The sequence below is a fragment of the Novosphingobium aureum genome (assembly GCF_015865035.1).
GTDB lineage: Bacteria > Pseudomonadota > Alphaproteobacteria > Sphingomonadales > Sphingomonadaceae > Novosphingobium > Novosphingobium aureum.
Genome location: NZ_JADZGI010000001.1, coordinates 2,230,640 through 2,255,091 on the forward strand (window position 1 = coordinate 2,230,640; position 24,452 = coordinate 2,255,091).

A 24,452-nucleotide genomic window follows, 5' to 3' on the forward strand; every position below is an offset into this window, starting at 1 on the left:
CGCCTCCACCAACGGGGCCAGCCACTCTTGCGGAGGGAACTCTCACTCATAGTTGCACCTATACAACACTACTGTTGCGCCGGAGCAAGAGGAAAATGACAGGCTCTCGCCCGCCGAGCACGGGTCGTCCTAGGGCAATGAACCAAGCTGCAGGATGAACGCGTGCGCCAGCGGTGCGAAACGCTCAGCGCTCGACGAAGCTCTCGGGATCGAGTGCGAGCTCGTTCAGTCGCTTGCGCAAGGTATTGCGATTGATTCCAAGCGCCTGGGCCGCACGTAGCTGGTTGCCACCCTTGCTGCGCAGGATCTCCGTGAACAAGGGCCTTTCCAGCGCCGCGATCGCGGCGGCATAGATGCTGCCGCTCTCGGGCCGTTCGTTCGCGAGCCATGCCAGCACCGCGTCCGAGATGTCGGCACCCGTAACGGTGGGCTGCACCGCAGCGGCGGGCAAGGTGTCCCCTCCACCCAGAACGCCGGCAACGGTCGAGGGGGCCACCGCCCCCGGAGCGATCCCTTGCGCGGCTGCATCGGAGCGCAGCAGCGGCTCCAGCGCATCGGCGTCCACGGTGTCCTCGCGGGCGAGAAGCGCAAGGCGGTAGATGAAATTCTTGAGCTCGCGCACGTTACCGCGCCAGGGCTGCTGGCTGAGCAGGCGGGCGGCACCGGGCGTGAGCTGGCGGCGCGGCAGCCCTTCATTCGCGGCGGACTGCAGGAAGTGGCGTGCCAGCACCTCGACGTCGTCGGCGCGCTCGCGCAATGGTGGCATCACGATCGGCACGACGTTCAGGCGGTAGTAGAGGTCCTCGCGGAAACGGCCGGCGGCGATTTCGGGCTCAAGGTCCTTGTTGGTTGCCGCGACAATACGCACGTCTAGGCGGATTTCCTCCTGCCCGCCGACGCGCCGAACCGCGCCTGACTGGAGCGCGCGCAGCAGGCGGGTCTGCGCCTGCATAGGCATGTCGCCGATCTCGTCGAGGAACAGCGTGCCGCCCGCGGCCTGCTCGAACTTGCCGACATTGCGCGCAACGGCGCCGGTGAAGGCGCCCTTTTCGTGCCCGAAGAGCTCGCTCTCGATCAGTTCGGCCGGGATGGCGGCGGTGTTGACCGCGACGAAGGGGCCGTCCCGGCGGCTGCCGAGCTGGTGGATCGCCTCGGCCACCAGCTCCTTGCCGGTGCCGGATTCGCCGAGAATGAGCACGGTCAGATCATTGCGCAGGACGCGCGTGATCATGCGGAATACCGTCTGCATCGCCGGGCTTCGTCCAACCAGCGGCAGGCCATCGGCGACCAGCGGCTCGTCCTGCGCTTGCGCCGCATTGCCGCCACCATCGCCCGCCGCCTTGCGCACGGTGCGGGCAAGTTCGTCGATGTCGAAGGGCTTGGGAAAGTACTCGAAGGCCCCGGTATCGGTTGCGCGCACCGCCGTATCGAGCGTGTTCTGCGCCGAGAGGATGACTACCGGCATCTCGGGCCAGCGCGCGTGGACTGCACCGATCGTCTCGATGCCGTCGCCATCGGGCAGCATGACATCGGTCACCAGCGCGTCGAAGCGCCGGGTGGCCAGCATGCGGTCGCGCTCGGCGATCGACTGGACGTGGATCACCTGCACCCCCTCGTCGGCCAGCGCGGCATTGATGACGATGGCGATGGAGAGGTCGTCCTCGACCAGCAGGACTTCACTCATGACCGGTTCCTCTTGAGGCTCCACTTGCGGCGCTCCCCGGCGAGCGGCAGATGGACCCGGAAATGGGTGAGCCCGGCCTGCTCGTTGCGTTCATGGGTGATGCGCCCGTTCATGTCGCGCACCAGCTTGCGCACGAGCGGGAGGCCAAGCCCCTGCCCCGACTTCTTGCTGGTGACGAAAGGTTCGAAGATATGCTCGCGCAGCGCGCGCGGCACGCCGGGACCATTATCGGAAATGCGTATCTCGATCGGCAGGCGCACCGGCAGCCCGCTGCCCGTAGCGTGCAGTTGCAACCCGCTGGCAAAACGGGTGCGGATCGCGACACGCGGCTCGGGGTTCTCGCGGCAAGCCTCGATGGCATTGGCGAGCAGGTTGATCAGCACCTGCACCAGCGCGTCGGGACTGCCCAGCACCGGCGGCAGCGAGGGATCGAACTCCTCGACGATACGAACCCCCTTGGGCATCTCGCCGTCGGCGGCGCGGGCGACGTCGATGGCCCGGCGCGCGGCCTCGTGCAGGTTGCACGGCACCACCTCTGGCGCGGTCCGGCGCGAGAGGTCCTGCATGCGCCCGATGAGATCGGCGATGCGGTCGACCTCGGACTTGATCAGCTCGGTGAGCGCGCGGTCCTTTTCCTCGACCTTGCGCGCAAGCAGCTGCGCCGCGCCGCGAATGCCGGCGAGCGGGTTCTTGATCTCGTGCGCCATGATCTCGGGTCCGCGCAGGACGCTTTCGCCGGCGCTGCCCGAATCGTCTCCCAGCGCCTCGGTCGCGGTATTGTCGTGGATCGTGAGCACCTGCCAGCCCGGCGTATCCGCCACCGGGGCGACGTTCATGTCGATGCGCCGCGCACCGAGACGCGGGACGCCCACGATCACCTCGCGCGCCGAGATCGGGGTGTCTGGATCGGACAACCGTTCGAACACTCCGGTATCGGAGACCGCGAAGACCGATGCCAGCTCGCATCCGACAAGACGCCGTTGCGACTGGTCGAAGAACTGCTCGGCAGCCGGGTTCACCGCGGCGATGCGCATGCCCGGCTCGAGCACGATCACCGCCAGCGGCAGGCTGGCCAGGAGCCGGCCAGCATCGGGAACAGTGCCCGCCTCGTGAGGGCCGACCGCTTCGCCCGGGCTCATGCAGCCTGGCTGTGGCGGTAGGGTGCGTAGAACTCGGCCAGAGCGCGCAGCACCTCGTCGGGGTCGTCGATGAAGTTGGCCTTGTTGCGGAACTCGGCCGAGCCGTGGATGCCCTTGACGTACCAGCCCAGGTGCTTGCGTGCCATCTTGACGCCGGTATCGCGCCCATAATGGCTGAGCATGTCCTCGTAGTGCTCGCGGATGATCTCGTACTGCTCACCGAAATCGGGCTCGCGCATCAGGCCATTGCCGCGCCACCACTGCATGACCTTGGCGAGAATCCAAGGCTTGCCGTAGGCGCCGCGCCCGATCATCAGCCCGTCGGCGCCCGACTGCTCGAGCGCGGTGGCGGCATCGTCGATGTCGCAGATGTCGCCATTGACGATGACCGGGATCGAGACCGCGTCCTTGACCCGGCGCACGAACGACCAGTCCGCCGAGCCCTTGTACATCTGGTTGCGGGTGCGACCGTGGACGGTGATCATCTTCGCGCCCAGATCCTCGGCGATGCGCGCGAGTGCGGGAGCGTTGAGGCTGTCGTGACACCAGCCCATGCGCATCTTGACGGTGACCGGCACCTTGACAGCCTTGACCGTCGCCTCGATCAGCCGGGTGGCGAGCGGCACGTCGCGCATGAGCGCGGAGCCGGCATCGCCATTGACGACCTTGCGCACCGGGCAACCCATGTTGATGTCGATGATCGCGGCGCCGCGGTCCTCGACCAGCTTGGCAGCCTCGCCCATCTGCTCGGGTTCGCAGCCTACCAGCTGCATCGAGACCGGGTCCTCGACCTTGTCCCACATCGCCTTCTGGATCGAGACACGGGTCTCGCGGATCGCGGCCGGGCTGGCGATCATCTCGGTCACGTTCAGGCCCGAGCCGAAGCCACGCACCATCTTGCGGAACGGCAGGTCGGACACGCCGGTCATCGGCGCGAGCACGACCGGGCAGTCGATCGTGACGGGGCCGACCTGGATCGGCTTGAGGGACGGCGGAACCGGGATCTGGGTCATGGTATCGATCATGTCTTGTGCAAATGTGCCTAAAAAACAGGCAGCACATAGTGGATTGCCCTCGTCCCGGCAAGCGATTACCGGCTGGAGCGATGTCGCAAGTTCCATCCCGAGATCGCCCCGAGGCGGCGCCCCCGCCGCACAGCGTGGCTGCAATCGTGGTCGCCGCGGGCAAGGGCCTGCGCGCAGGCCAGAGCGTGCCCAAGCAGTTCGCGACCTGGCGCGGCAAGCCGGTACTCCGCCATTCGGTAGAGGCGCTCGCCACCGCGGGCGTTACCCCGATACTGGTGATGATCCCCGAGGGCGGCGAAGATATCGCCCGCGCGGCGCTCGCCGGGATCGCAGGCGTGCGCCTCTTGGTGGGGGGCGAGACCCGGCAGGTCTCGGTCCGCCTCGGGCTCGAGGCGCTAGCCGGACAGCCGCCCGAACGCGTGCTGATCCACGATGCTGCGCGCCCCATCCTGCCCGGCGCTGTCATCGCACGGCTGCTCGCCGCGCTCGAGACGCATCCGGGCGCAATTCCGGTGCTGCCCGTCGTCGACAGCCTTGCCCATGCCGAACCCGGCGCACAGGGCGAAATGATGGGTGCCAGCGCCAGGCGCGAAAGCCTGCGCCGGGTCCAGACGCCGCAAGCGTTCCACTTTCCGCGCATTCTCGCCGCGCACCGCGCCTGGGAGGGCGGCCCCGAAGCGGGTGACGATGCCCAGGTGGCGATGGCCGACGGCTGCGCGGTCGCTCTCGTCGAAGGAGACGACGTGCTTCACAAGCTTACTTACGCCAGTGATTTCGCCCCGAGCGCCCCACCCTTCCGCGTCGGCTCCGGCTACGATGTCCACCGTCTCGAAGAAGGCGAGGAACTGTGGCTTTGCGGCGTGAAGATCGAGCACAGCCACGGCCTTTCCGGGCACAGCGACGCCGACGTGGCGATCCACGCCCTCGTCGATGCCCTGCTCGGCGCGGTGGGCGCAGGCGACATCGGCCAGCACTTCCCGCCAAGCGATGCGAAATGGAAAGGGGCAGCATCAGACCGCTTCCTCGCCCATGCGATGAGCCTCGTCGCAGATGCAGGTTATACGCTCGGCAATGCCGACGTGACGATCATCTGCGAGGCACCCAAGATCGGCCCGCATCGCGACGCCATGCGCAGCCGCCTCGCGCAGATCATGGGCGTCGAGGAAGCCCTCGTCAGCGTCAAGGCAACAACTACCGAGAAACTGGGTTTCACAGGTAGGCGCGAAGGCATCGCGGCGCAGGCCGCGGTTGGTCTCGTGCGCCTTTGAACGCGAAATTCCGGCTGGAGATCGAACCCATGGCCCAAGGCAAGACAACCCGGATCGCGACCGGCCTGCGCTCGATGCTGGCGCTCGCGGCCGCGCTCGTTCCCGGCGCGGCGATGGCCGCGCAGGAGGGCGCCGCCCAGCAGGCCTGCCTCTCGCGCGCCGAAGCACAAGCGCTGCTGACTTATTCGCTGCCGCAGGTGATCGACGGCGCCGGCCAGCGCTGTCAGGCCAGCCTTCCCGCCAATGCCTATCTGCGCGCGCATCGTGCCGAACTTGTCCAGCGCTATACCGGACAGAAGCCGCGCCACTGGCCTCAGGCGCGCAACGCCTTTCTCAAGCTCGGTGAACGGGCCGATCCGCGCATGGGCGAGATCGCCCGCCAGCTCCCCGACAAATCGCTGCAACCGCTGGTCGACGCGACCGTCTCGGGCCTCGTCGCACAGACGATCAAGCCCGACAGCTGCCCGCAGATCGACCTCGCGATCAGCCTGCTCGCGCCGCTACCGCCCGAGAACACCGCCGGACTGATCGCGCTCTTCGTCGAGATCGCGGGCGATGCCGACGAGCTCACCACCCGGCAGAACGGCAAGTCTCCGCTGCCTGGCGGCTTTTCCATCTGCAAGACCTGATCGCGCGCACCCGCGCCGCGATCGAGCAAGGATATTCATGGGCAAACAGCTACTCTTCCCCACCGATCTCGTGGAGCTCGCCGAGCGGGTCATCGTCGAGAACAAGGCGCTCGGCCGCATGATCGCGGTCGCCGAGAGCTGCACCGGCGGCCTCGTGTGCGCGGCGCTGACCGAGGTGCCCGGCTCCTCGAGCGTGCTCGACCGCGGTTTCGTGACCTATTCAAACGAGGCCAAGCAGGAAATGCTCGGCGTCCAGACCGACCTGATCGAGGCCTTCGGCGCGGTCTCGCCGGCGACTGCCTGGGCGATGGCGCAGGGCGCGATCAAGCAGAGCCAGGCCGACGTTGCCGTTGCGATCAGCGGAATTGCCGGTCCCGACGGCGGCAGCGAACTCAAGCCGGTGGGCACCGTGGTCTTCGCCCGCGCCTTTCGCGGCGATGACGAGGTCAATGCAGAACAGCAGCTGATCGAGGGCAACGACCGCGCCACGATTCGCCACAAGGCCGCGCTCGTCGCGCTGGAACTGCTGCTGCCCTGAGATGATGCCGGGTCCGCGGGGCGCGCGTTACTTTTTGTAACCTGCCCTTGAGCACCAACCAAAAAGAGCCCGGAGTTACCAAATGTAACCCCGGGCTCTTTTTGTAACTGCTGCGCTGGAAAGGCTGCGATTGCAACCTCTTGCCGGTGCCGATCAGCTCTCGACCGGCGGGCCGTAGAGCTCTTCGGCGCGGGTCTCGAAGGCAGCGACCATCTTGCGGAAGGCCTTGTCGAAATACTGTCCCGCAAGCTTCTCGAACAAGGCATTGCGAAACGAGAAGCGCACGTCGAACTCGATATCGCAGGCAGTCTCGCCGACCGGGTGGAAGGTCCAGACGTTGTCGAGGTCCTTCATCGGCCCATCGACGTAGTGCACGCGAATCTCGCTCGGGCGGGTCTTCTCGACGCGCGAGGTGAACTTCTCGCGCAGCGCCTTGAAGCCGACCAGCATGTCCGCAACCATCTCGCTCTCGCTGTCCGAACGCACGCGGGTCGCGACGACCCAGGGCAGGAATTCCTGATAGCGACCGACATCGGCGACGAGGTCGAACATCTGCTCGGCGCTGTAAGGCAGGCGGTAGGTTTCGTGGATACCGGGCACGATCAGAGGCTCCCGAACGCGCACGAAGCTGCCTGACCGGCGCACGACAAAGGGTGTCCGGCGCGGGACAGCATCACGACGGCGATGGACATCAACGCGTCTTCCCGGCCAGCTTCGCTTCGCGCGCGGCACGCATCTCGGCAAAGTCATCGCCCGCGTGGTAGCTCGACCGGGTCAGCGGCGAGGAAGCAACCTGAAGGAAGCCCTTGGCACGCGCGATCGAACCATAGGCATCGAAGGCCTGCGGGGTGACGAATTCCTTGACCTCGGCGTGCTTGGGCGTCGGGCGCAGGTACTGGCCCATGGTCAGGAAGTCGATGTCCGCGCAACGCATGTCGTCCATGACCTGGTGCACCTCGAGGCGCTCTTCGCCCAGACCGAGCATGATGCCCGACTTGGTGAAGATCGCCGGATTGTGCGCCTTGACCTCTTCGAGCAGACGCAGCGAGGCATAGTAGCGCGCGCCGGGACGGATCGTGGGATAGAGACGCGGCACGGTCTCGAGGTTGTGGTTGAACACGTCGGGTCCGGCAGCGACGATCTTCTCGATCGCCGCGCGCATCTTGCCGCGGAAATCGGGGGTCAGGATCTCGATCGTGGTCTTGGGTGTCGCCGCGCGCAGCTCCTCGATCACGCGCACGAACTGGTTGGCACCGCCATCGGGCAGGTCGTCACGGTCGACCGAGGTGATGACGATGTGTTCGAGCCCGGTCTTGAGCGCGAGTTCGGCGACATTGGCCGGCTCTGCGGTGTCGACGCGACCGGGCATGCCGGTCTTGACGTTGCAGAACGCGCAGGCGCGCGTGCAGGTATCGCCAAGGATCATCACGGTCGCATGTTTCTTGGTCCAGCACTCGCCGATATTCGGGCAGGCTGCTTCCTCGCACACCGTGTTGAGCTTAAGATCGCGCATCAGCTTGCGCGTTTCGCCGTAGCCGCGCGAGGTCGGCGCCTTGACGCGGATCCAGTCGGGCTTGCGCTGACGTTCGGGCTTCGGGGCAGAGGAAAGGTCGTTCATGGGCCCCAGATAGTCGCTTGGCCGCGCCCATGCCAGCCCCAACTTGCGCGATGGTGAACTTGGCGGGAACTTGCCAGTCCGGAATTCGATCCTAAGTGCGCATAGCGTAAAAAAGCAAACGTTTCAGGAGCCCCCAGATGAGCAATGCCCCCTCTCCCGTTCTCGACACCCTGCTCGAGGGCTACCGCCGCTTTCGCGACACCGGCTGGACACCGCACCGCGAGCGTTGGGACAAGCTCAGCAAGAGCCAGGAACCCGAGGTCATGGTCATCTCCTGCTCGGACAGCCGCGTCGACCCCAGCCAGATCTTCGACGTCGATCCGGGCGAGATCTTCGTTGTGCGCAACGTCGCCGCGCTCGTCCCGCCCTACGAGACAACGCCCGGCCACCACGGCGTATCGGCCGCGCTCGAGTTCGCGGTTCAGGTCCTCAAGGTCAAGGAAGTCGTGGTCATGGGCCATGGCATGTGCGGCGGTTGCAAGGCCGCGCTCAGCCAGGCGATGCACGGTAACGAGCCGGGTGAAGGCGGCTTCGTCGCCGACTGGATCGCGCTGCTTGACGAGGCCCGCGAGGGCGTCGCCAGCGCACACGGCACCTCGGGCCGTGCGGCAGAGCGCGAGATGGAACTGGCCGGCGTGAAGGTCAGCCTCGCCAACCTGCTCACCTTCCCTTGGGTCGCAGAGAAGGTCGCGAGCGGCGAACTGACCCTGCGCGGCGCGTTCTTCGCGATCTCGGATGGCATCCTGCACCTGCTCGACGAGGAGAGTGGCGAGTTCAAGCCCGCCGCCTGAGGCTGGCGGCAAGACTGTCCAGCGCCTGACCGAGACCGGTCAGGCGCTGGACAAGGGCAGTTCCAAGGCCAGACCAACAGAAAAAGGGCTGCGCATCGCCATGCGCAGCCCTTTCTCTTTGTCTGTCCGGGTCTCCGGCAGCGCCACGCTTCGAAAAGCGCAGCGCTGCTAGAACCGATCAGGACTTGCCAGCAGCGTAAGCCGACCAGAGCTTTGCCACGGCCGCCTGGTTGCCGGTGACCTTGGCGAGGTTCGCCTCGGCCTCTGCCGACTTGCCCTGCATGGCCTGCGCCATGCCAAGGCGCAGCGCGACGGTATTGGCATCAGCACCGGGCATCGTCAGCGCGCGCTGGTAGAAGCCTTCGGCCTTCGCATACTGGTCGTAGCTGAGGAACACGTCGCCAGCGGCCTTGACCGTCTGCACGGTCGCGCCCGACTTGTTGGCGTCGGCTTCCTGGCTCGGCAGCGAAGCCTTGTCCGACTTGACGCGCGCCTCGGTCGCGGCCTTCTCGCCGCCGAGGTCGGCGCTGGTCAGCGCACCGGTGGACAGGCCCTGGTTCATGACCTTGAGCGCCTCGCCCGGATAGGCGCGCGGATCGGCGTTCTCGAGGTATTCAAGGTAGTCGCGCTTGCCCTTCATGCCGCCGCTTGCGTACATCAGGCGCATCAGGTCGATGTTCTGGTCCTTGGGCAGGCTGGCGAGCTGGCGCACGATCGAGGCGCTGACGTTCCATGCCTCGGGCGAGGGGTAGTACTTGACCAGCATCGCGGCGTAATCGGACGAGGGCTGCAGCTGCTTGCTGTCGTATGCAGCCTGAAGGGCCGAGCGGATCGCGGTTTCCGAAGGCGCCGTGCCCGCAGCCTGCGCGGCCTCGATGTCGGCCTTCACCATCGCCAGTGCAGCGTCGGTGTTGCCCGACTTCTTGTAGGCGTCGGCGAGAACCGCGTTGAGCTGGTTGTTGGGATCGTTGTAACCGGCATCCTTGGCGGCCTTGAGGTAGGTCGCGGCGGTGGCGTAGTCCTGCGCCTGATAGGCAGTGACACCCGCATCGAAGTTAAGCGGACCGACATTCGCGGCAGCGACCTTGCCGCTGTCGAGCATCATCTTGGTCGCACGCAGGCGCGCATCCGAGTTCTTGGTGATGACCGCGTAAGTACGCAGCATCGAGCCCAGCGCGTTCTTGTCGTCGGGCGTCGAGGCCGAAGCCTCGGCAGCGGTGAAGGCAGCCATCGCATCACCGCCCAGCGCGGCGTCGATCGAGGCCTTGGCGGCCTGCAGGTCGGCGTCCTGCGGCGGGTTGGGCAGCTTCGCGGTGGCGCCGTTGAGCGCCTCCTGGATCGGGCCTGCAGCCTCGCGGAACTCCTTGGAGTAGTTGGCCGCACCCTCGTCGGCCTTCTTCTTCGCGGCGAGCGCGGTGGTCGGCGCGAGCGCGACGGCAGCACCGCTCGACAGCGCGACGGCGAGTGCGATACGGGAAATCAGGAACTTGCGAGCCATGAAGGCCAACTCCTCTCGTAACTGTCGGGAGGACCGCGTCGGGGGTGACGGGTCTGCCTCCCGGTGAAAACTGACGGCGCCGGTTTGGCGACGATTTGTATAAATGGCAACCTTGCCAAGCGAATAGGGTTGCGCCGCTGAACGTTCATTGAATGCGGCTCGTCGCACGCCCTGCAGTCGCGACGAAGCGCACTTCAAGCTGCAACCGGTCGCCCGAACGGCTCGCATCACCCGGCAAACTTGCGCAAAATGCCTCTTTGATGTGGAAAAAGAGCACACATCGCCCGCCCCGCCGCCTGTTCCGGTGGCTTTCGCTTCGCGCATGTCCTAGGGCATGTTTTCCGTTCCTGACAGCCAAGCAGAAGACGAAAACAGCGCGTGAGCGACGACACCGAAATTCTCGACCCGACGGGCCCCGAGGGCGAATACGCCCGCATCGACATCGTCGATGAGATGAAGACGAGCTATCTCGATTACGCGATGAGCGTGATCGTGAGTCGCGCGCTTCCCGACGTTCGCGACGGCCTCAAGCCGGTGCACAGGCGTATCCTGTGGACCAGCCACGAGAACGGCTTCACCTCGACCAAGGCCTACCGCAAGTCGGCGCGTATCGTCGGCGATACCATGGGTAAGTACCACCCCCATGGCGACGCCGCGATCTACGACGCGCTGGCGCGCATGACCCAGGACTGGTCGCTGCGCCTGCCGCTTATCGACGGCCAGGGCAACTTCGGCTCGATGGACCCCGATCCGCCGGCCTCGATGCGTTACACCGAGGCGCGCCTTGCCAAGGTCGCCGACGCGCTGCTGTCCGACATCGACAAGGACACGGTCAACTTCCAGCCCAACTACGACGGCGCCGAGCACGAACCGCAGGTTCTGCCCGCCCGCTTCCCCAACCTGCTGGTCAACGGCGCGGGCGGCATCGCGGTCGGCATGGCGACCAACATCCCGCCGCACAACCTGGGCGAAGTGATCGACGGCTGCTTTGCCATGATGGACAATCCGGGGATCACCTCGGAGGACCTCTTCGAGATCATTCCCGGCCCCGACTTCCCGACCGGATCGCTGATCCTGGGCCGGGGCGGCGCGCGCAATGCCTACACCACCGGGCGCGGCTCGATCATGCAGCGCTGCCGCCACGAGATCGAAGAGGGCCGCGGCGATCGCCGTTCGATCGTCCTCACCTCGATCCCCTTCCAGGTCGGCAAGAACAACCTCGTCGAGAAGATCGCCGAGGCTGCCAAGGACAAGCGCATCGAAGGCGTCTCGGACATCCGCGACGAATCGAACCGCGAAGGCATGCGCGTCGTCATCGAGCTCAAGCGCGATGCCTCGCCCGAAGTCGTGCTCAACCAGGTCTGGCGCAACACCCCGGCGCAGTCGAACTTCGCCGCCAACATGCTCGCGATCCGCGGCGGCAAGCCCGAGATCCTGACGCTGCGCGACATTATACAGTCGTTCATCCAGTTCCGCGAAGAGGTCATCACCCGGCGCACCAAGTACGAGCTGAACAAGGCGCGCGACCGTGCGCACATCTTGCTCGGCCTCGTCGTCGCCGTCTCGAACCTCGACGAGGTCGTGGCGATGATCCGCGGCGCATCCAACCCCGCCGATGCACGCGCACGCCTGCTCGCCAAGGAATGGCCGATCGGCGAGATCGCGCCCTACATCCGTCTCGTCGAGGCGATCGAGCCCGACGCCGAGCAGGAAGGCGGCACCTACCGCCTTTCCGAAACCCAGGTCCGCGCCATCCTCGAGCTGCGCCTCCACCGTCTCACCGCGCTCGGCCGCGACGAGATCGGCGACGAGCTCAAGGAACTGGCCGTCGCGATCGAGGAATACCTCTCGATCCTCGCAGACCGCGTGAAGCTCTACGCGGTCATGCGCGAGGAACTGCAGGCGGTGCGCGATGCCTACGCCACCCCGCGCAAGTCCGAGATCACCGCCGCCTTCGACGGAATCGACGACGAGGACCTGATCGAGCGCGAGGACATGGTCGTGACCGTGACCATGGACGGCTACATCAAGCGCACCCCGCTCTCGACCTTCCGTGCGCAGGCACGCGGCGGCAAGGGCCGCGCCGGCATGGCGACGAAGGACGAGGATGCCGTGACGACGATGTTCGTCACCTCCACCCACAACCCGGTGCTGTTCTTCTCGACCGCCGGCAAGGTCTACCGCCTCAAGGTCTACAAGCTGCCCGAAGGCGGCCCGGCCACGCGCGGTCGCCCGATCGTCAACATGCTGCCCGCACTCGACAAGGACGAGACCATCCAGACCGTGCTCGCCCTCCCCGAGGACGAGGCGGAATGGGGCAAGCTCTCGGTGGTCTTCGCCACCTCCAAGGGCAACGTGCGCCGCAACTCCATGGACAGCTTCGCGAACATTCCGTCCAACGGCAAGTTCGCGATGAAGTTCGACACCAACGCCGACGGCACGCCCAGCGACGACTACCTCATCGGCGTCGCGCTGCTCGAGCCGACCGACGACGTGCTGCTCGCTACCCGCCAGGGCAAGGCGATCCGCTTCGCCGGCGATCAGGTCCGCGAGTTCACGAGCCGCACCTCGACCGGCGTTCGCGGCATGACGCTCAAGGGCGACGACCGCGTAATCTCGCTCTCGATCCTGCACCGCGTGGGTACCGAGAGCGAAGAGCGTGACGAGTACCTCAAGTTCGCCCCCTGGAAGGGCGAGCGCGAGGGCGAATCGACGCTTTCGGCCGAACGACAGGCAGAGCTGGCCGAGCGTGAGGAATTCATCCTCACCGTCTGCGCCAACGGCTACGGCAAGATGTCCTCGGCCTACGAGTACCGCCGCACCGGTCGTGGTGGCCAGGGCATCACCAATATCGACAACATCGGCCGCAACGGTCCGGTCGTCGCCAGCTTCCCGGCGAGCCAGGCACAGCAGCTCATGCTCGTCACCGACCAGGCCAAGATGATCCGTCTCCCGCTCGCGACGCTGCGCGTCATCGGGCGCGGCTCGGCGGGCGTGCGCCTGTTCCACGTCGCCAAGGACGAGCACGTCGTCTCCGCGGTACGCCTCGACGAGGAAGCCGAGGAAGAGGTGATCGAGGCCGCGGTCGAGGCCGAGGCTGCCGCCGAAACCGGCATCGAGACCCCGACGGCTGCGGACGAGGCGACCGAGGGCGATGATGACGCCGGTACTGACGAGGGCGAGGCCTGACGCGCGTCATGTCCAGCGCCCCCCTGCCTGACGTCGCCTACAAGATCCTGACCCGCGAGCAGCTCGATACGCTGCTCGCGGACGGGACCTTCGGGGGTGCTCCGATCGACATTGCCGATGGCTACATCCACATGTCGAGCGCGGGACAAGTCCGCGAGACGCTCGAGAAGCACTTCGCCGGACAGGACGATGTCCACCTAGCCGCGGTCGATCTTCGTGCACTCGAGGCGGCGATACGCTGGGAAGTCTCGCGCGGCGGAGCGCTGTTCCCGCACCTCTACGCCGACCTGCCGCTGGCCGCGGTCATCGCGCATGCGCCGGTGGCGTGGAACGAGGACGGCTCGCTCGCCCTGCCCGGCTGAGACGAACTCCGGCCTGAACTGGGCTGCCCCCCGCGCCTTTTGCTTACCTGCCGCTCCAGTCCATCGCTGCGTGATCGACGCGGCGGCGCAGTTCTCCGGTGACGCCCGTCGCAAGCACGAGGTTGCCGAGGTAGAACAGCACCCAGACCGCCAGCGCGCTCGCGGGATCAGGACCGACCGCAGGCCCCCGCGCGATGCCGATGACGCTCGAGAAGACCAGCATGACGCCGCCAATGCCGACGCGCGCCTGCGGGAACGAGCTCATCCAGGCAGCGCCCGCCAGCGCGCCTAGCGCGAGTCCGTAGAACAGCGGCACGCTCTCGCCAGCGCGATCGCCTGCGAACCAGCACAACAGAGGCGTCAGGATCAGCAGCGCGCCCGCACCGATACGCCGTCCCATGTCCGGCGTTGGAACGCGGTGCGAGAGAAACAGCGACAGCCCCGCCAGCCAGCCCAGCATGAGCACCAGACGCGCGGCGCCCGGATAGACCTCGCCAAGCGCCATCCCGATCCCCTCGAGGCCGAGCATCAGCCCCAGCAAACGCGTATCTGAGCCGCGGTGGCGCAAGAGCGCATAGACCGCGAGCAGGCCGAGCGCGGCAAAGGCGAGCACCATCGACTGGATGCCCGGTGCGGGCTGGCCCAGCATGGCCCAGGCCAGCGCGATGGCCGCAGCCATGCTGGCGAGCATCCAGGGGCGGCGTTCGATCAGGGCGCGTCTCGGCATTGCAGCTTCCGGTTTTCGAGGGACTTGCGCCCCTATGACACCGCTCGCCCCATCGTGTCTCGGGCTTTTGCGAAAGCTTTGCCCCTTTTCCGCAGCCGCGCGAAGGGCTAGGCGCGAAGCCATGACACAAGAGGTTCACATCATCGGCGGCGGCCTTGCCGGCAGCGAGGCCGCCTGGCAGCTCGCCCGTCGCGGTTTCAAGGTCCGTCTTTCCGAAATGCGCGGGGCCAGCGCCGACAAGGGCGGCGAGCGCACGCCTGCGCACAACAGCGACGGGCTTGCCGAACTGGTCTGCTCCAACTCGTTCCGTTCGGACGACGACGAGAAGAACGCGGTCGGTCTGCTTCACCACGAGATGCGCCGCTGCGATTCGCTGATCATGGGCGCTGCCGCCGTCGCCGCGGTACCGGCAGGCTCGGCGCTCGCCGTCGACCGCGAGGTGTTCTCGGCCGAGGTCGAGAAGCGCCTCGGCGCCCTGCCCAATGTCGAGATCGTGCGCGAGCGCATCGACACCCTGCCGGCCGAAGGCACGACCATCGTCGCCACCGGCCCGCTCACCGCAGCCTCGCTCGCGCAGAGCATCGGCGCGGCGACGGGCGCGGACAGCCTCGCCTTCTTCGACGCGATCGCCCCGATCGTCTACCGCGACACGATCGACATGGACGTGTGCTGGATGGCCTCGCGCTGGGACAAGCCCTCGAAAGTGGGCGGCGGCGTCAAGGACTACATCAACTGCCCGATGAACAAGGAGCAGTACCTAGCCTTCCATCAGGCGCTGATCGAGGGCGAGAAGACCTCGTTCAAGGAATGGGAGGCCAATACCCCCTATTTCGACGGCTGCATGCCTATCGAGGTCATGGCCGAACGCGGGGTGGAGACGCTGCGCTTCGGACCGATGAAGCCGGTCGGGCTCGACAATCCGCACTGGGCAACCGAGGAACATCCCAACGGCCGCTGGGCCTATGCCGTCGTCCAGCTGCGGCAGGACAACAAGCTGGGTACCTTGTGGAACATGGTCGGCTTCCAGACCAAGCTCAAGCATGCCGAGCAGGTCCGCCTGTTCCGCACCATCCCGGGGCTCGAGAACGCCGAATTCGCGCGGCTTGGCGGTCTGCACCGCAATACCTTCCTCAACTCGCCGGTCCTGCTCGACCGCCAGCTGCGGCTCAAGAGCGCGCCGCACGTGCGCTTCGCGGGCCAGATCACCGGCTGCGAGGGTTACGTCGAGAGCGCGGCGGTCGGCCTCATGTCGGGGCTCATGACTGCCAGCGAACTGGCCGGGCGTACCTGGCAGGCGCCGCCCGCGACAAGCGCGATGGGCGCCCTGCTTTCGCACATCACCGGCGATGCCGAGGCCGAGAGCTATCAGCCCATGAACGTCAACTTCGGCCTGTTCCCGCCTCTCCACGAGGTCAGCAAGAAGGCCCGCAAGGAAGCCTACACGAGCCGCGCCAAGGAGGACTTTTCGCCTTGGATCGCGGGGCTGGTGCCTGCGGCCTGACCGTTAATCGCACGCGCAGCGCGGTTTCCTCGAAGCCATGCTGCGCGGCGGCGCGGTCGTCCGGAACTCTGCAGGACTGAGCCAGTCGTTACCATCGCCATCGGCGCCCTCGAACCTGTCGACCGTGACCACCGCCCATTCCTCGAAGGTGAGCAGGTTGTTGCCGTCCTTGTCGAGCTTGCGGAAGGTGCTGGTGCGCCGCGAGAGCATCTCCACGCGCGAGATGCGCCCGTCTGAATTTCGGTCATAGCCGGCAAAGCGGCGCTGTTCGCGCGAGAGCTCGGTCGCCTCGGGCGGTTCGGGACCGAGCACCCCGTCGAGACCGTCGATCCCGAGGTCGGGCAGGTTCTCGGGATCGTCCATGGTCTGCGAGGCGACGACCCATGGCGGGGGAGCAGCCCTTTCGATCTCAGCCCGGCCCTGCAGCCAGAACAGACCGACCCCGGCCAGACACAGCGCCAGCAAGCCGCCAAGCAAGATGCGGTTCATCCTCGATCCCCCGCCGCCTCGATCTGCGCTGTCCATCGGTGATGCCAGCGCGCAATCGCGCCAGTCTGAAGCCCAGGGACCGCTCGGGGAAATTACAAGGGGTTCACGCGCCCCTCACGCGACACCTCAGCGACCGGTGAGGCCGACGCGCATGGCGCGCAGCATCGCCATCGGCGAGAGCGCGGCATCCTCCTCGCCTTTTTCGAGACGGCGCAGCGAGAGTGCAGTGACGACACCGAGCGGGCGCAGGGCACGAGAGACGCGCGGCGTGCGCAGCTGCGCGGCCTCGTGGGCAAGTCCGCCAACCGTCTCGCACTCCTGCGGGTTGCGCAGTCGCACGGCAAGATCGCTCAGCGCCCACTGGCGCCCGAGCAGGTCTGCGGCTTCGGCCTCATGCGGGCGACCCAGTGCACGGGCCAGCGTTGCAAACGCAGCGCCGCGTCCCTGCGCCATCGCCTCGAACGCAGCCGCATCGAGCGGTGCGGGCGCGGTCAGGGCTTCCCAGCCATCGACCAGCGCGCCCATGCCGCGATGCCCGCCCTGCCAGCGCGCAAGTGCTGCGAGGAGCGGTTCTCCCGCGGGCCATTCGGTGTGGTCGCGCGCCAGTGTCTCGCGCCACCACGACATGCGCAGCTGCGCCAGCATCGGTTCGCGCGAATGGCGCAGCAGATTGGCGAGACGCGCATCGAGGGCGAAGAGCGCGAGCGTGTCCAGGCGGGAGGCGCGTGGCGCATAGGCCAGCGCCAGGCGGGCCACGGCAGGCAGCCCCTCGAGCAGGTTGCGCTCCAGTTCGACATCGCCCGGCGGGGAAGACACAGACCGGGCCGCAGCCGCGTCCTGCGCGGTCGCAGCCTCGCGCTCGTCATGCGGGGCGGGTACGGTTTCGTTGGGCTCGGATGACACGCGGCGGGTCATAACGGTCTCGCGCGCACATGCAAGGCCAAGCGCCCTGGCCCCCGATCCCGCCCCCGTCGCGGGGGCCACGGTCACTGGAAGTTAACCATGTAGATAATCCGGTTTCTAACGGCTGGCGTGGCATTGCAATCAATTACAGGGTTGCGGAATTTTACCAGAACATGAAGCCAGAGCTGAGGACTTGTGCGAGAGCGGCATGCGTGCGGCTCTCGCAAATGTCGAAAAACCGACTTTTTCAGGATCGCCGGGGCAACACCTTCGTGATCCTCGCAGCGGCGCTTGCGCCGATGCTGGCGCTCGTCGGCGGCGGCATCGACATGGGCCGCAGCTACATCTCCGAGACGCGCCTGCAGCAGGCCTGCGACGCGGGCGTCCTCGCCTCGCGCAAGGCGCTTGGTTCGGCGGTCGTGACCAACGGCATCGTTCCGGGCGAGGTCTCGGTCATCGGCAATCGCTTCTTCAACGCCAACTTTCCTTACGGCTCCTACGGGACCAAGGACCGCAAGTTCGCCATGACGCTCGAGAGCGACTATTCGATCTCGGGTACCGCGAGCGCCGACGTGCCGACCACGATCATGCGCATTTTCGGCCAGATGGTCGTGCCGGTCAGCGTCGCTTGCCAGGCCAAGCTCAATTTCTCGAACACTGACGTGATGATGGTGCTCGATACGACCGGCTCGATGGCCGACACCAATCCCGGCGACAGCGCCCCCAAGATCTCCATCCTGCGGCAGGTGGTGAAGAACTTCCACGCTCAGCTCGAAGGCAGCAAGACTGCCGGCGTGCGCATCCGCTACGGCTTCGTCCCCTACTCGACCAACGTCAACGTGGGCTATCTGCTCAAGTCGCAGTGGATGGTCGACAAGGCCAGCTACGAGGGCCGCGTCGCGACCGATACCGGTCAGACCCAGACCGTGACCAAGTACAAGTACAGCTATACGCCGCAGAGCGGGACCCAGTCGGCGATTGCCGGTTACACTGCCGCCGCCTGCCCGGGCAACACCGCGACCTCGCAGATGATCGCCTATGGTTCGGGCAGTGGCTGGGAGGTGTGGGACACGCGCGTCAACGGCACTGCCTACAACTGCGCGCGGGCTGGCAGCCAGGTCAACGTGACCGGCACCCAGTACAGCAACTATGTCTACCGCACGGTCAAACAGGCCGACGGCACCGAGACCAAACGCATCTACAAGTGGAACTACAAGGGCGTCGAACTCGACGTCTCGGGCTTCAAGGGCAGCGGCAACGATGCACTCTACAAGGGCGGTACGATATGGCCGCAGATGGCAGGAACGCCGTATGCCACGGCCAAGCTCTCTGCCACTTTCAAGGGTTGCATCGAGGAGCGCGACACCTACCAGATCAGCGACTACGACAATGTCGATCTCTCGCGCGCGATCGATCTCGACATCGACCGCGTCCCCGATCCCTCGCGGCCCGGCACGCAGTGGCGTCCGATCCTGCACGAGGTCTCGTTCCTGCGCGCGATGAAGCCGACCGGTGGTAGCTGGTCCAAGGCCGCGAAGCTGACCGACGAAGACTACCTCCAGGCCAGCAATTACGGCTTCTCCGCATGTCCGAGCCGCGCACACAAGCTTGCCGAGATGAGCTCCGGCGAAGTGGCCAGCTATGTCGATGGGCTCGTTGCCGAAGGCAGCACCTATCATGACATCGGCATGATCTGGGGTGGACGACTGCTCTCGCCCACCGGCCTGTTCGCAAGCGAGAATGCCGACCTTGGCCGCATCCCGACCTCGCGTCACATGATCTTCCTCACCGACGGCGAGACTTCCGCACTGGATGTGAGCTACGGGTCCTACGGGGTCGAGCCCCTCAGCGAGAGGCGCTGGTCGCCAACCTCGCCCTACACCCTGACCCAAACGCTGGAGAAGCGCTTCACCTTCGCCTGCAACGAAGTGAAGAAGAAGAACATCACCGTGTGGGTAATCGGTTTCGGCACGCAGATGACCGACATGCTCAAGAGTTGCGCAGGTAATGGCCACTGGTTCCAGGCAAACGACGCCGACCAGCTTTCGGACGCCTTCGATTCCATCGCCAAGTCGATGGGCGACCTGAGGATCGTGCGATGAACCGCAAAACCGCTCACTCGGCTCGCATCGCTGCTGCGCGGGCGGCCCTGAGGCGTGACACACGCGGTGTGGCCGCGGTGGAGTTCGCGCTCGTCGCACCGGTCCTGCTCATGACGCTGTTCGGCCTGTTCGACCTGGGCTACAACCTCTATACCGCCGAACTGCTCGAAGGCGCGGTCCAGAAGGCTGCGCGCGATGCCACGATCGAGGGCAGTCAGCTCAAGACCGACAGTCTCGACCAGTCGGTCACGGACATGGTTCACCGGCTCGCTCCTGCAGCCGAACTGACCTTCACCCGCACCGCCTACAGCTCGTTCTCCGACGTCGGGAAGCCCGAGGATTACGATGACCTCAACGGCAACGGCAAGTGCGACTACGGCGAGCCTTACGAGGATGCCAACAATAACGGACACTGGGACGCGGACCGCGGCAAGCAGGGCATGGGCGGCGCACGCGACGCGGTGCTCTACCAGGTGGAAATCACCTATCCGCGCCCCTTCCCGGTTACCGCGCTGCTGGGCATGGGATCCGATTTCACCCTCAATGCCACCACCGTGCTGCGCAACCAGCCCTACGACTTGTCCGAGACCACCCCGCACATCGGAAATTGCCCATGATCGCAAAGCTTGCCCACGCCCCCCGCATGCTGCGGCGCCTGCTTCGAGAAAGACGCGCGGTCGCGGTGACGGAGACTGCGCTGATGCTGCCCTTCTTCCTGGGCGCGGGCCTCTACGGCATCGAACTGGCGAACTATTCGCTCACGACCATGAAGGTCGGCCAACTGGCAACGCACATCGCCGACAACGCCTCGCGCATCGGCGACACCTCCACGCTCGAGAACCGCAAGATCTACGAAAGCGACATCAACGATCTGCTGCTCGGGGCCTCGATCCAGGCCGGGAACGGCATGGACCTGTACGGCAATGGCCGCGTCATCCTGTCGAGCCTCGAGGTCAATGCCAATGGCAAGCAGTATATTCACTGGCAGCGCTGCATGGGCATGCTCGAAGCCAACTCCAGCTTCGGCGACGAGGGCGAGATCCTGCCCAACGGCATCGGCTATGCCGGGCGCACGGTGCTGGCGATGGACGACGATGCGGTCGCTTTCGTCGAGATCCAGTACGAGTACCAGCCCCTCGTCTCGAAATCCCTGATCGGCGAGCCGCAGATCGAGTCGATCGCCTCGTACAACGTACGCGCCAGTCGCGACCTCTCGCAGGTCTACCAGCTCGACGCGGCAAACCCGGCGACCGTGCACGACTGCGCGACCTATTCCGACAGCTGAGCGGAGCGCCGGTACGGCACACGGACAAGTACGTGCCACCAACGAAAAGGGCCCGGCCAGCACTCAGCTGGCCGGGCCCTTTTGCTGTCTGTCAGGCCGTGCCGGTTGCCCGGTACTGGCGCATATCAGCGATAGCAGACCTTCTTGACCGCCGCGATGACGCGGTCGGCGTCGATCAGGGCTGCATGCTCGAGGTTCGCCGCGTAAGGCAGCGGCACGTCCTCGTCGCATACGCGCAGGACCGGGGCGTCGAGGTGATCGAAGCCCTCTTCCATGCAGATCGCGATGATCTCGGACGCGATCGAGCAGACCGGATAGCCCTCCTCGACGACGACCACGCGGTTGGTCTTGGCGAGGCTTTCGAGCACGGCTTCCTTGTCGAGCGGACGCAGCGTGCGCAGGTCGAGCACTTCGGCCTCGATGCCTTCCTCGGCGAGCTTCTCGGCGGCGTCGAGGGCAACGCCCACGCCGATCGAGTAGGACACCAGCGTCACGTCGGTGCCTTCGCGCATGATGCGTGCCTTGCCGATCGGCAGGCAGTGATCGTCAAGCTCGGGCAGCTCGAACGAACGACCGTAGACCAGCTCGTTCTCGAGGAACACGACCGGATCGTCCGAACGGATCGCGGCCTTGAGCAGGCCCTTGGCGTCCGAAGCGTCGTAAGGCGCGATGACCACGAGACCCGGGACCGCAGCATACCACGGACCGTAGTTCTGCGAGTGCTGCGCACCCACACGCGAGGCCGCGCCGTTGGGACCGCGGAACACGACCGGACAACGCATCTGGCCGCCCGACATGTAATTGGTCTTGGCTGCCGAGTTGATGATGTGGTCGATCGCCTGCATGGCGAAGTTGAAGGTCATGAACTCGACCACCGGGCGCAGGCCGCCCATGGCAGCACCGGCACCGATACCGGCAAAGCCGTATTCGGTGATCGGGGTGTCGATGACGCGCTTGGGGCCGAATTCCTCGAGCAGACCCTGGGTGACCTTGTAGGCGCCCTGGTACTCGGCGACTTCCTCGCCCATCACGAAGACGCGCTCGTCGCGGCGCATTTCCTCGGCCATCGCGTCACGCAGTGCGTCACGCACGGTCGAGGTCTTCATGTTGGTGCCATGCGGGATCTCGGCGTCGCGCACCTTGGGCTTTGCATCGCTGGCAAGCTTGCCAGTGCCGCTTTCAGCAGCGGTTTCCTGCTTGACGTCGGACTTTACGTCCTGCGCCTCGACCTTGGGCTCGTTCGACGCGGGCGCCTCGATCGCGGAAGCATCCTCGCCTTCACCGGCGAGCATGGCGATGATCGTGCCGACCTTCACGCCTTCTGTACCCTCTTCGACGAGGATCTTGCCGACGGTGCCTTCGTCGATGGATTCGAATTCCATCGTCGCCTTGTCGGTTTCGATTTCGGCCAGGATCGTGCCCGAGGAAACCTCGTCGCCTTCCTTGACCAGCCATTTCGCAAGCTTGCCCTCTTCCATCGTCGGCGAGAGCGCGGGCATTTTCAGTTCGATCGCCATCAGTAGCGCTCCACCAGGACGTCAGTGTAGAGTTCGGACATTTCGGGCTCGGGCGAGTTCTCGGCGAACTCCGCGGCCTGCGAAATCGTGGCACGCACCTGCTTGTCGAGATCCTTGAGGGCTTCCTCGGTCATGCCCAGTTCGACCAGTTCGGCCTTGGCATGTTCGATCGGGTCGCGCTTGTCGCGCACGCCCTGGACTTCCTCGCGGCTGCGGTACTTGGCCGGGTCAGACATCGAGTGACCGCGATAGCGATAGGTGTTGAGCTCCATGAGGACGGGGCCGTTGCCGCCGCGCACGTGCTCGAGCGCGATCTCGGCAGCCTTGCGGACCTCGAGCAGGTCCATGCCGTCAACCTGCATGCCGGGAATGCGGAAGGCCGCGCCACGACGGTAGAAGTGCGTCTCGGCAGACGAGCGCTTGACCGCGGTGCCCATGGCGTACTGGTTGTTCTCGATCACGAAGATGATCGGCAGCTTCCACAGTGCGGCCATGTTGAAGGCCTCGTAGACCTGGCCCTGGTTGGCCGCGCCGTCACCGAAGTAGGACATCGCGACGCCGCCGTCCTCGTTGTACTTGTGCGCGAAGGCAAGGCCTGCGCCAAGCGGAACCTGCGCACCGACGATGCCGTGGCCACCGTAGAACTTGTGCTCGACGCTGAACATGTGCATCGAGCCGCCCTTGCCCTTGGAAATGCCTGCGGCACGTCCGGTGAGCTCGGCCATGATGACCTTGGGATCGATACCGTAGGCCAGCATGTGGCCGTGATCGCGGTATCCGGTGATGACCGAGTCCTTGTCGCCATCGAGCGCGGACTGCAGGCCAACCGCGACGGCTTCCTGACCGATGTAGAGGTGGCAGAACCCGCCGATCAGGCCGAGGCCGTAAAGCTGGCCGGCCTTTTCCTCGAAGCGGCGGATGAGCAGCATCTGCTCGTAGAGCTTGAGCAGCTCTTCCTTGTCGGCCTTGTAGCGGCGATCGGCCTCGAGTGCCTGCTGCAGGCTGTCGAGGGCGAAGTCCTCTGCATCACTCTGGGCCGGCGCTGCGGCGGACGCGGACGCGGCGTCACTCTTAGATTTCGGCAATGGTGCTCCCCTGGGGTAAGGATGGCAATGTCACTCGCGATATAGGTGCATATCGGCGTGTTAGAAAGCGCTCTGGCACCAATTTGACCGCGAGTCGAACCCGGTTTAGCTGCCGATAATTGCAACCGCACTTGCAATTAACGAAACACAAGGCTCACTTCGGCACTGCAGCAAACCTGCAGCAATCTCTTGATCCGAACGCACGAGCCGCCGATTCCGTTGCAGGCCGACCAAACATTGCAGGCCCGCACCCTGCGCCGGGAGGCTGACCACTGGCGTCGTCGCGGGTGACGCCACCACGGCGCAAAGCCACCCACGACCATCACGGCCACGGGCCACTTCTTCGACTAACGGATAGCAGCACGCAGGAACTGGTAAGAAGGTCGCCCCTCACCACGCCCGCGACACACTCAGGGAACGAGCATCACCATCTCGTCGGGCCGCGCGACATTGAGATTGCTGCGCAGCAATTCGCCGGCCAGATCGGGATCGACGTGATCGGGCGCAAGCAAATCGACGCGGTTGCGCAGGCGGTCGCGCTTGTCGCGCAGCTGCGCGATGCGGACCGAGCGCTGCTCGAGCATGCGCTGGTTCTCGCCCCAGGCGAGAATACCGCTGGGACCCGCGACGGCGACGCTCCCCACGACCAGCAGCACGGCAAGTGCCATGCCCTGAACGAGGCGCTGTCTGGCTATGTTCGGCCCTTGCCGCATGGTCCTCATGAAATCGATAGAATCACAAGTGATTCCGGCTTGCAAGCGCAATCTAATAGGCGAGTCGCGGTTCTTGCGACAGGTCCCGCGCAATCGAACTGCCGCGCCATGCACTCCAATCATGTGGAAACATGTTGAAAACTCGCCCGGCCGTCGAGCGAGCACACTCCGAGCTGAACATCAGACCCGAACCAGCGCCCCGCACAGCACGCAAGAGCAGACCATAATTGCGTCGCAATTCACGATCTCAATTTTTCCTGATCGAATGAATACCCTCGGATTTGCGCCGGTCTCCTTGGCCCATGTCGCCAAGGGACCAAAAGTGCAATTGCGAGCCACTTGCAACTAAGCCCACCTTATGCGAATGGCTCGCAAGAGCGTTGGAAATG

22 protein-coding genes are annotated in these 24,452 nt (G+C 65.7%); 10 read left to right on the plus strand and 12 right to left on the minus strand.

The window, feature by feature from the left end; all coding sequences use genetic code 11:
* Positions 1 to 184: 184 nt before the first annotated feature.
* Genes I5E68_RS10515 through dusB form a run of 3 tightly spaced genes read right to left on the minus strand, consistent with a single transcriptional unit; the run spans position 185 to position 3,836 of the window.
* Complete coding sequence (locus I5E68_RS10515; protein ID WP_197163580.1) at positions 185 to 1,684, minus strand: sigma-54-dependent transcriptional regulator; 1,500 nt, start codon at positions 1,682 to 1,684, stop codon at positions 185 to 187.
* Positions 1,681 to 2,823, minus strand: a complete 1,143-nt coding sequence (locus tag I5E68_RS10520; protein WP_197163582.1) for a two-component system sensor histidine kinase NtrB — start codon at positions 2,821 to 2,823, stop codon at positions 1,681 to 1,683. The genes I5E68_RS10515 and I5E68_RS10520 overlap by 4 nt, the downstream gene beginning before the upstream one ends.
* Entirely contained in the window at positions 2,820 to 3,836 is a 1,017-nt protein-coding gene (gene dusB, locus I5E68_RS10525; RefSeq protein ID WP_197164741.1) for a tRNA dihydrouridine synthase DusB, read from the minus strand. Before dusB ends, I5E68_RS10520 begins: the two co-directional genes overlap by 4 nt.
* A gap of 92 nt (positions 3,837 to 3,928) precedes the next feature.
* Here dusB and I5E68_RS10530 point away from each other — a divergent pair, with 92 nt between their 5' ends.
* The 3 genes from I5E68_RS10530 to I5E68_RS10540 are packed head-to-tail and all read left to right on the plus strand — an operon-like array spanning position 3,929 to position 6,283.
* On the plus strand, positions 3,929 to 5,116 hold the full coding sequence (locus tag I5E68_RS10530; RefSeq protein WP_197163583.1) for a bifunctional 2-C-methyl-D-erythritol 4-phosphate cytidylyltransferase/2-C-methyl-D-erythritol 2,4-cyclodiphosphate synthase: 1,188 nt from the start codon (positions 3,929 to 3,931) through the stop codon (positions 5,114 to 5,116).
* A 29-nt stretch (positions 5,117 to 5,145) separates the two neighbouring features.
* Positions 5,146 to 5,745: a hypothetical protein gene (locus I5E68_RS10535; protein ID WP_197163584.1), complete on the plus strand. Its 600-nt coding sequence runs from the start codon at positions 5,146 to 5,148 to the stop codon at positions 5,743 to 5,745.
* A gap of 37 nt (positions 5,746 to 5,782) precedes the next feature.
* Positions 5,783 to 6,283 carry a CinA family protein gene (locus I5E68_RS10540; RefSeq protein ID WP_197163585.1) on the plus strand — a complete coding sequence of 167 codons (501 nt, stop codon included), beginning with the start codon at positions 5,783 to 5,785 and terminating at the stop codon, positions 6,281 to 6,283.
* Between the two features lie 153 nt (positions 6,284 to 6,436).
* On the opposite strand, the gene I5E68_RS10545 is transcribed toward I5E68_RS10540, so the two are convergent.
* Complete coding sequence (locus I5E68_RS10545) at positions 6,437 to 6,883, minus strand: type II toxin-antitoxin system RatA family toxin (RefSeq protein ID WP_197163586.1); 447 nt, start codon at positions 6,881 to 6,883, stop codon at positions 6,437 to 6,439.
* A gap of 91 nt (positions 6,884 to 6,974) precedes the next feature.
* Positions 6,975 to 7,901: a lipoyl synthase gene (lipA, locus tag I5E68_RS10550; protein ID WP_197163587.1), complete on the minus strand. Its 927-nt coding sequence runs from the start codon at positions 7,899 to 7,901 to the stop codon at positions 6,975 to 6,977.
* 137 nt (positions 7,902 to 8,038) lie between these two features.
* On the opposite strand from lipA, the gene I5E68_RS10555 reads away from it, so the two are divergent.
* A complete protein-coding gene (locus tag I5E68_RS10555) occupies positions 8,039 to 8,692 on the plus strand; it encodes a carbonic anhydrase (protein WP_197163588.1) in 654 nt (217 codons plus the stop codon).
* 178 nt (positions 8,693 to 8,870) lie between these two features.
* Here the strand turns inward: I5E68_RS10555 and I5E68_RS10560 are convergent, their stop codons facing one another.
* A complete protein-coding gene (locus I5E68_RS10560) occupies positions 8,871 to 10,190 on the minus strand; it encodes a hypothetical protein (RefSeq protein WP_197163590.1) in 1,320 nt (439 codons plus the stop codon).
* A 378-nt stretch (positions 10,191 to 10,568) separates the two neighbouring features.
* On the opposite strand from I5E68_RS10560, the gene gyrA reads away from it, so the two are divergent.
* Positions 10,569 to 13,379: a DNA gyrase subunit A gene (gene gyrA, locus I5E68_RS10565; RefSeq protein WP_197163592.1), complete on the plus strand. Its 2,811-nt coding sequence runs from the start codon at positions 10,569 to 10,571 to the stop codon at positions 13,377 to 13,379.
* Positions 13,380 to 13,387: 8 nt separating this feature from the next.
* The gene (locus I5E68_RS10570; RefSeq protein WP_197163593.1) at positions 13,388 to 13,741 is read left to right on the plus strand and encodes a DUF952 domain-containing protein; all 354 of its coding nucleotides are present in this window, start codon (positions 13,388 to 13,390) and stop codon (positions 13,739 to 13,741) included.
* A 43-nt stretch (positions 13,742 to 13,784) separates the two neighbouring features.
* On the opposite strand, the gene I5E68_RS10575 is transcribed toward I5E68_RS10570, so the two are convergent.
* Positions 13,785 to 14,468, minus strand: a complete 684-nt coding sequence (locus tag I5E68_RS10575; protein WP_197163594.1) for a hypothetical protein — start codon at positions 14,466 to 14,468, stop codon at positions 13,785 to 13,787.
* Positions 14,469 to 14,589: 121 nt separating this feature from the next.
* Here I5E68_RS10575 and trmFO point away from each other — a divergent pair, with 121 nt between their 5' ends.
* A complete protein-coding gene (gene trmFO, locus I5E68_RS10580; protein ID WP_197163595.1) occupies positions 14,590 to 15,969 on the plus strand; it encodes a methylenetetrahydrofolate--tRNA-(uracil(54)-C(5))-methyltransferase (FADH(2)-oxidizing) TrmFO in 1,380 nt (459 codons plus the stop codon).
* Between the two features lie 3 nt (positions 15,970 to 15,972).
* On the opposite strand, the gene I5E68_RS10585 is transcribed toward trmFO, so the two are convergent.
* Both I5E68_RS10585 and I5E68_RS10590 read right to left on the minus strand, forming a co-directional pair.
* Positions 15,973 to 16,458 carry an EF-hand domain-containing protein gene (locus I5E68_RS10585; RefSeq protein WP_197163596.1) on the minus strand — a complete coding sequence of 162 codons (486 nt, stop codon included), beginning with the start codon at positions 16,456 to 16,458 and terminating at the stop codon, positions 15,973 to 15,975.
* Between the two features lie 126 nt (positions 16,459 to 16,584).
* Positions 16,585 to 17,373, minus strand: a complete 789-nt coding sequence (locus I5E68_RS10590) for a hypothetical protein (RefSeq protein WP_228726922.1) — start codon at positions 17,371 to 17,373, stop codon at positions 16,585 to 16,587.
* Positions 17,374 to 17,588: 215 nt separating this feature from the next.
* Between I5E68_RS10590 and I5E68_RS10595 the strand changes: the two genes are divergently transcribed.
* The 3 genes from I5E68_RS10595 to I5E68_RS10605 are packed head-to-tail and all read left to right on the plus strand — an operon-like array spanning position 17,589 to position 20,748.
* On the plus strand, positions 17,589 to 19,463 hold the full coding sequence (locus I5E68_RS10595) for a Tad domain-containing protein (protein WP_197163597.1): 1,875 nt from the start codon (positions 17,589 to 17,591) through the stop codon (positions 19,461 to 19,463).
* A complete protein-coding gene (locus tag I5E68_RS10600) occupies positions 19,460 to 20,080 on the plus strand; it encodes a TadE family protein (protein WP_197163598.1) in 621 nt (206 codons plus the stop codon). Before I5E68_RS10595 ends, I5E68_RS10600 begins: the two co-directional genes overlap by 4 nt.
* Positions 20,077 to 20,748 (plus strand): pilus assembly protein, encoded by a 672-nt coding sequence (locus I5E68_RS10605; protein WP_197163600.1) that lies wholly within the window; start codon positions 20,077 to 20,079, stop codon positions 20,746 to 20,748. The genes I5E68_RS10600 and I5E68_RS10605 overlap by 4 nt, the downstream gene beginning before the upstream one ends.
* A gap of 125 nt (positions 20,749 to 20,873) precedes the next feature.
* Here I5E68_RS10605 and I5E68_RS10610 read toward each other — a convergent pair whose 3' ends face one another.
* From I5E68_RS10610 to I5E68_RS10620, 3 genes are all read right to left on the minus strand, one after another.
* Positions 20,874 to 22,265 (minus strand): pyruvate dehydrogenase complex E1 component subunit beta, encoded by a 1,392-nt coding sequence (locus I5E68_RS10610; protein WP_197163601.1) that lies wholly within the window; start codon positions 22,263 to 22,265, stop codon positions 20,874 to 20,876.
* Positions 22,265 to 23,350 (minus strand): pyruvate dehydrogenase (acetyl-transferring) E1 component subunit alpha, encoded by a 1,086-nt coding sequence (gene pdhA / locus I5E68_RS10615; RefSeq protein WP_197163602.1) that lies wholly within the window; start codon positions 23,348 to 23,350, stop codon positions 22,265 to 22,267. Before pdhA ends, I5E68_RS10610 begins: the two co-directional genes overlap by 1 nt.
* A gap of 410 nt (positions 23,351 to 23,760) precedes the next feature.
* Positions 23,761 to 24,018, minus strand: a complete 258-nt coding sequence (locus I5E68_RS10620; RefSeq protein WP_323982133.1) for an FtsB family cell division protein — start codon at positions 24,016 to 24,018, stop codon at positions 23,761 to 23,763.
* Between the last annotated feature and the right edge of the window lie 434 nt (positions 24,019 to 24,452).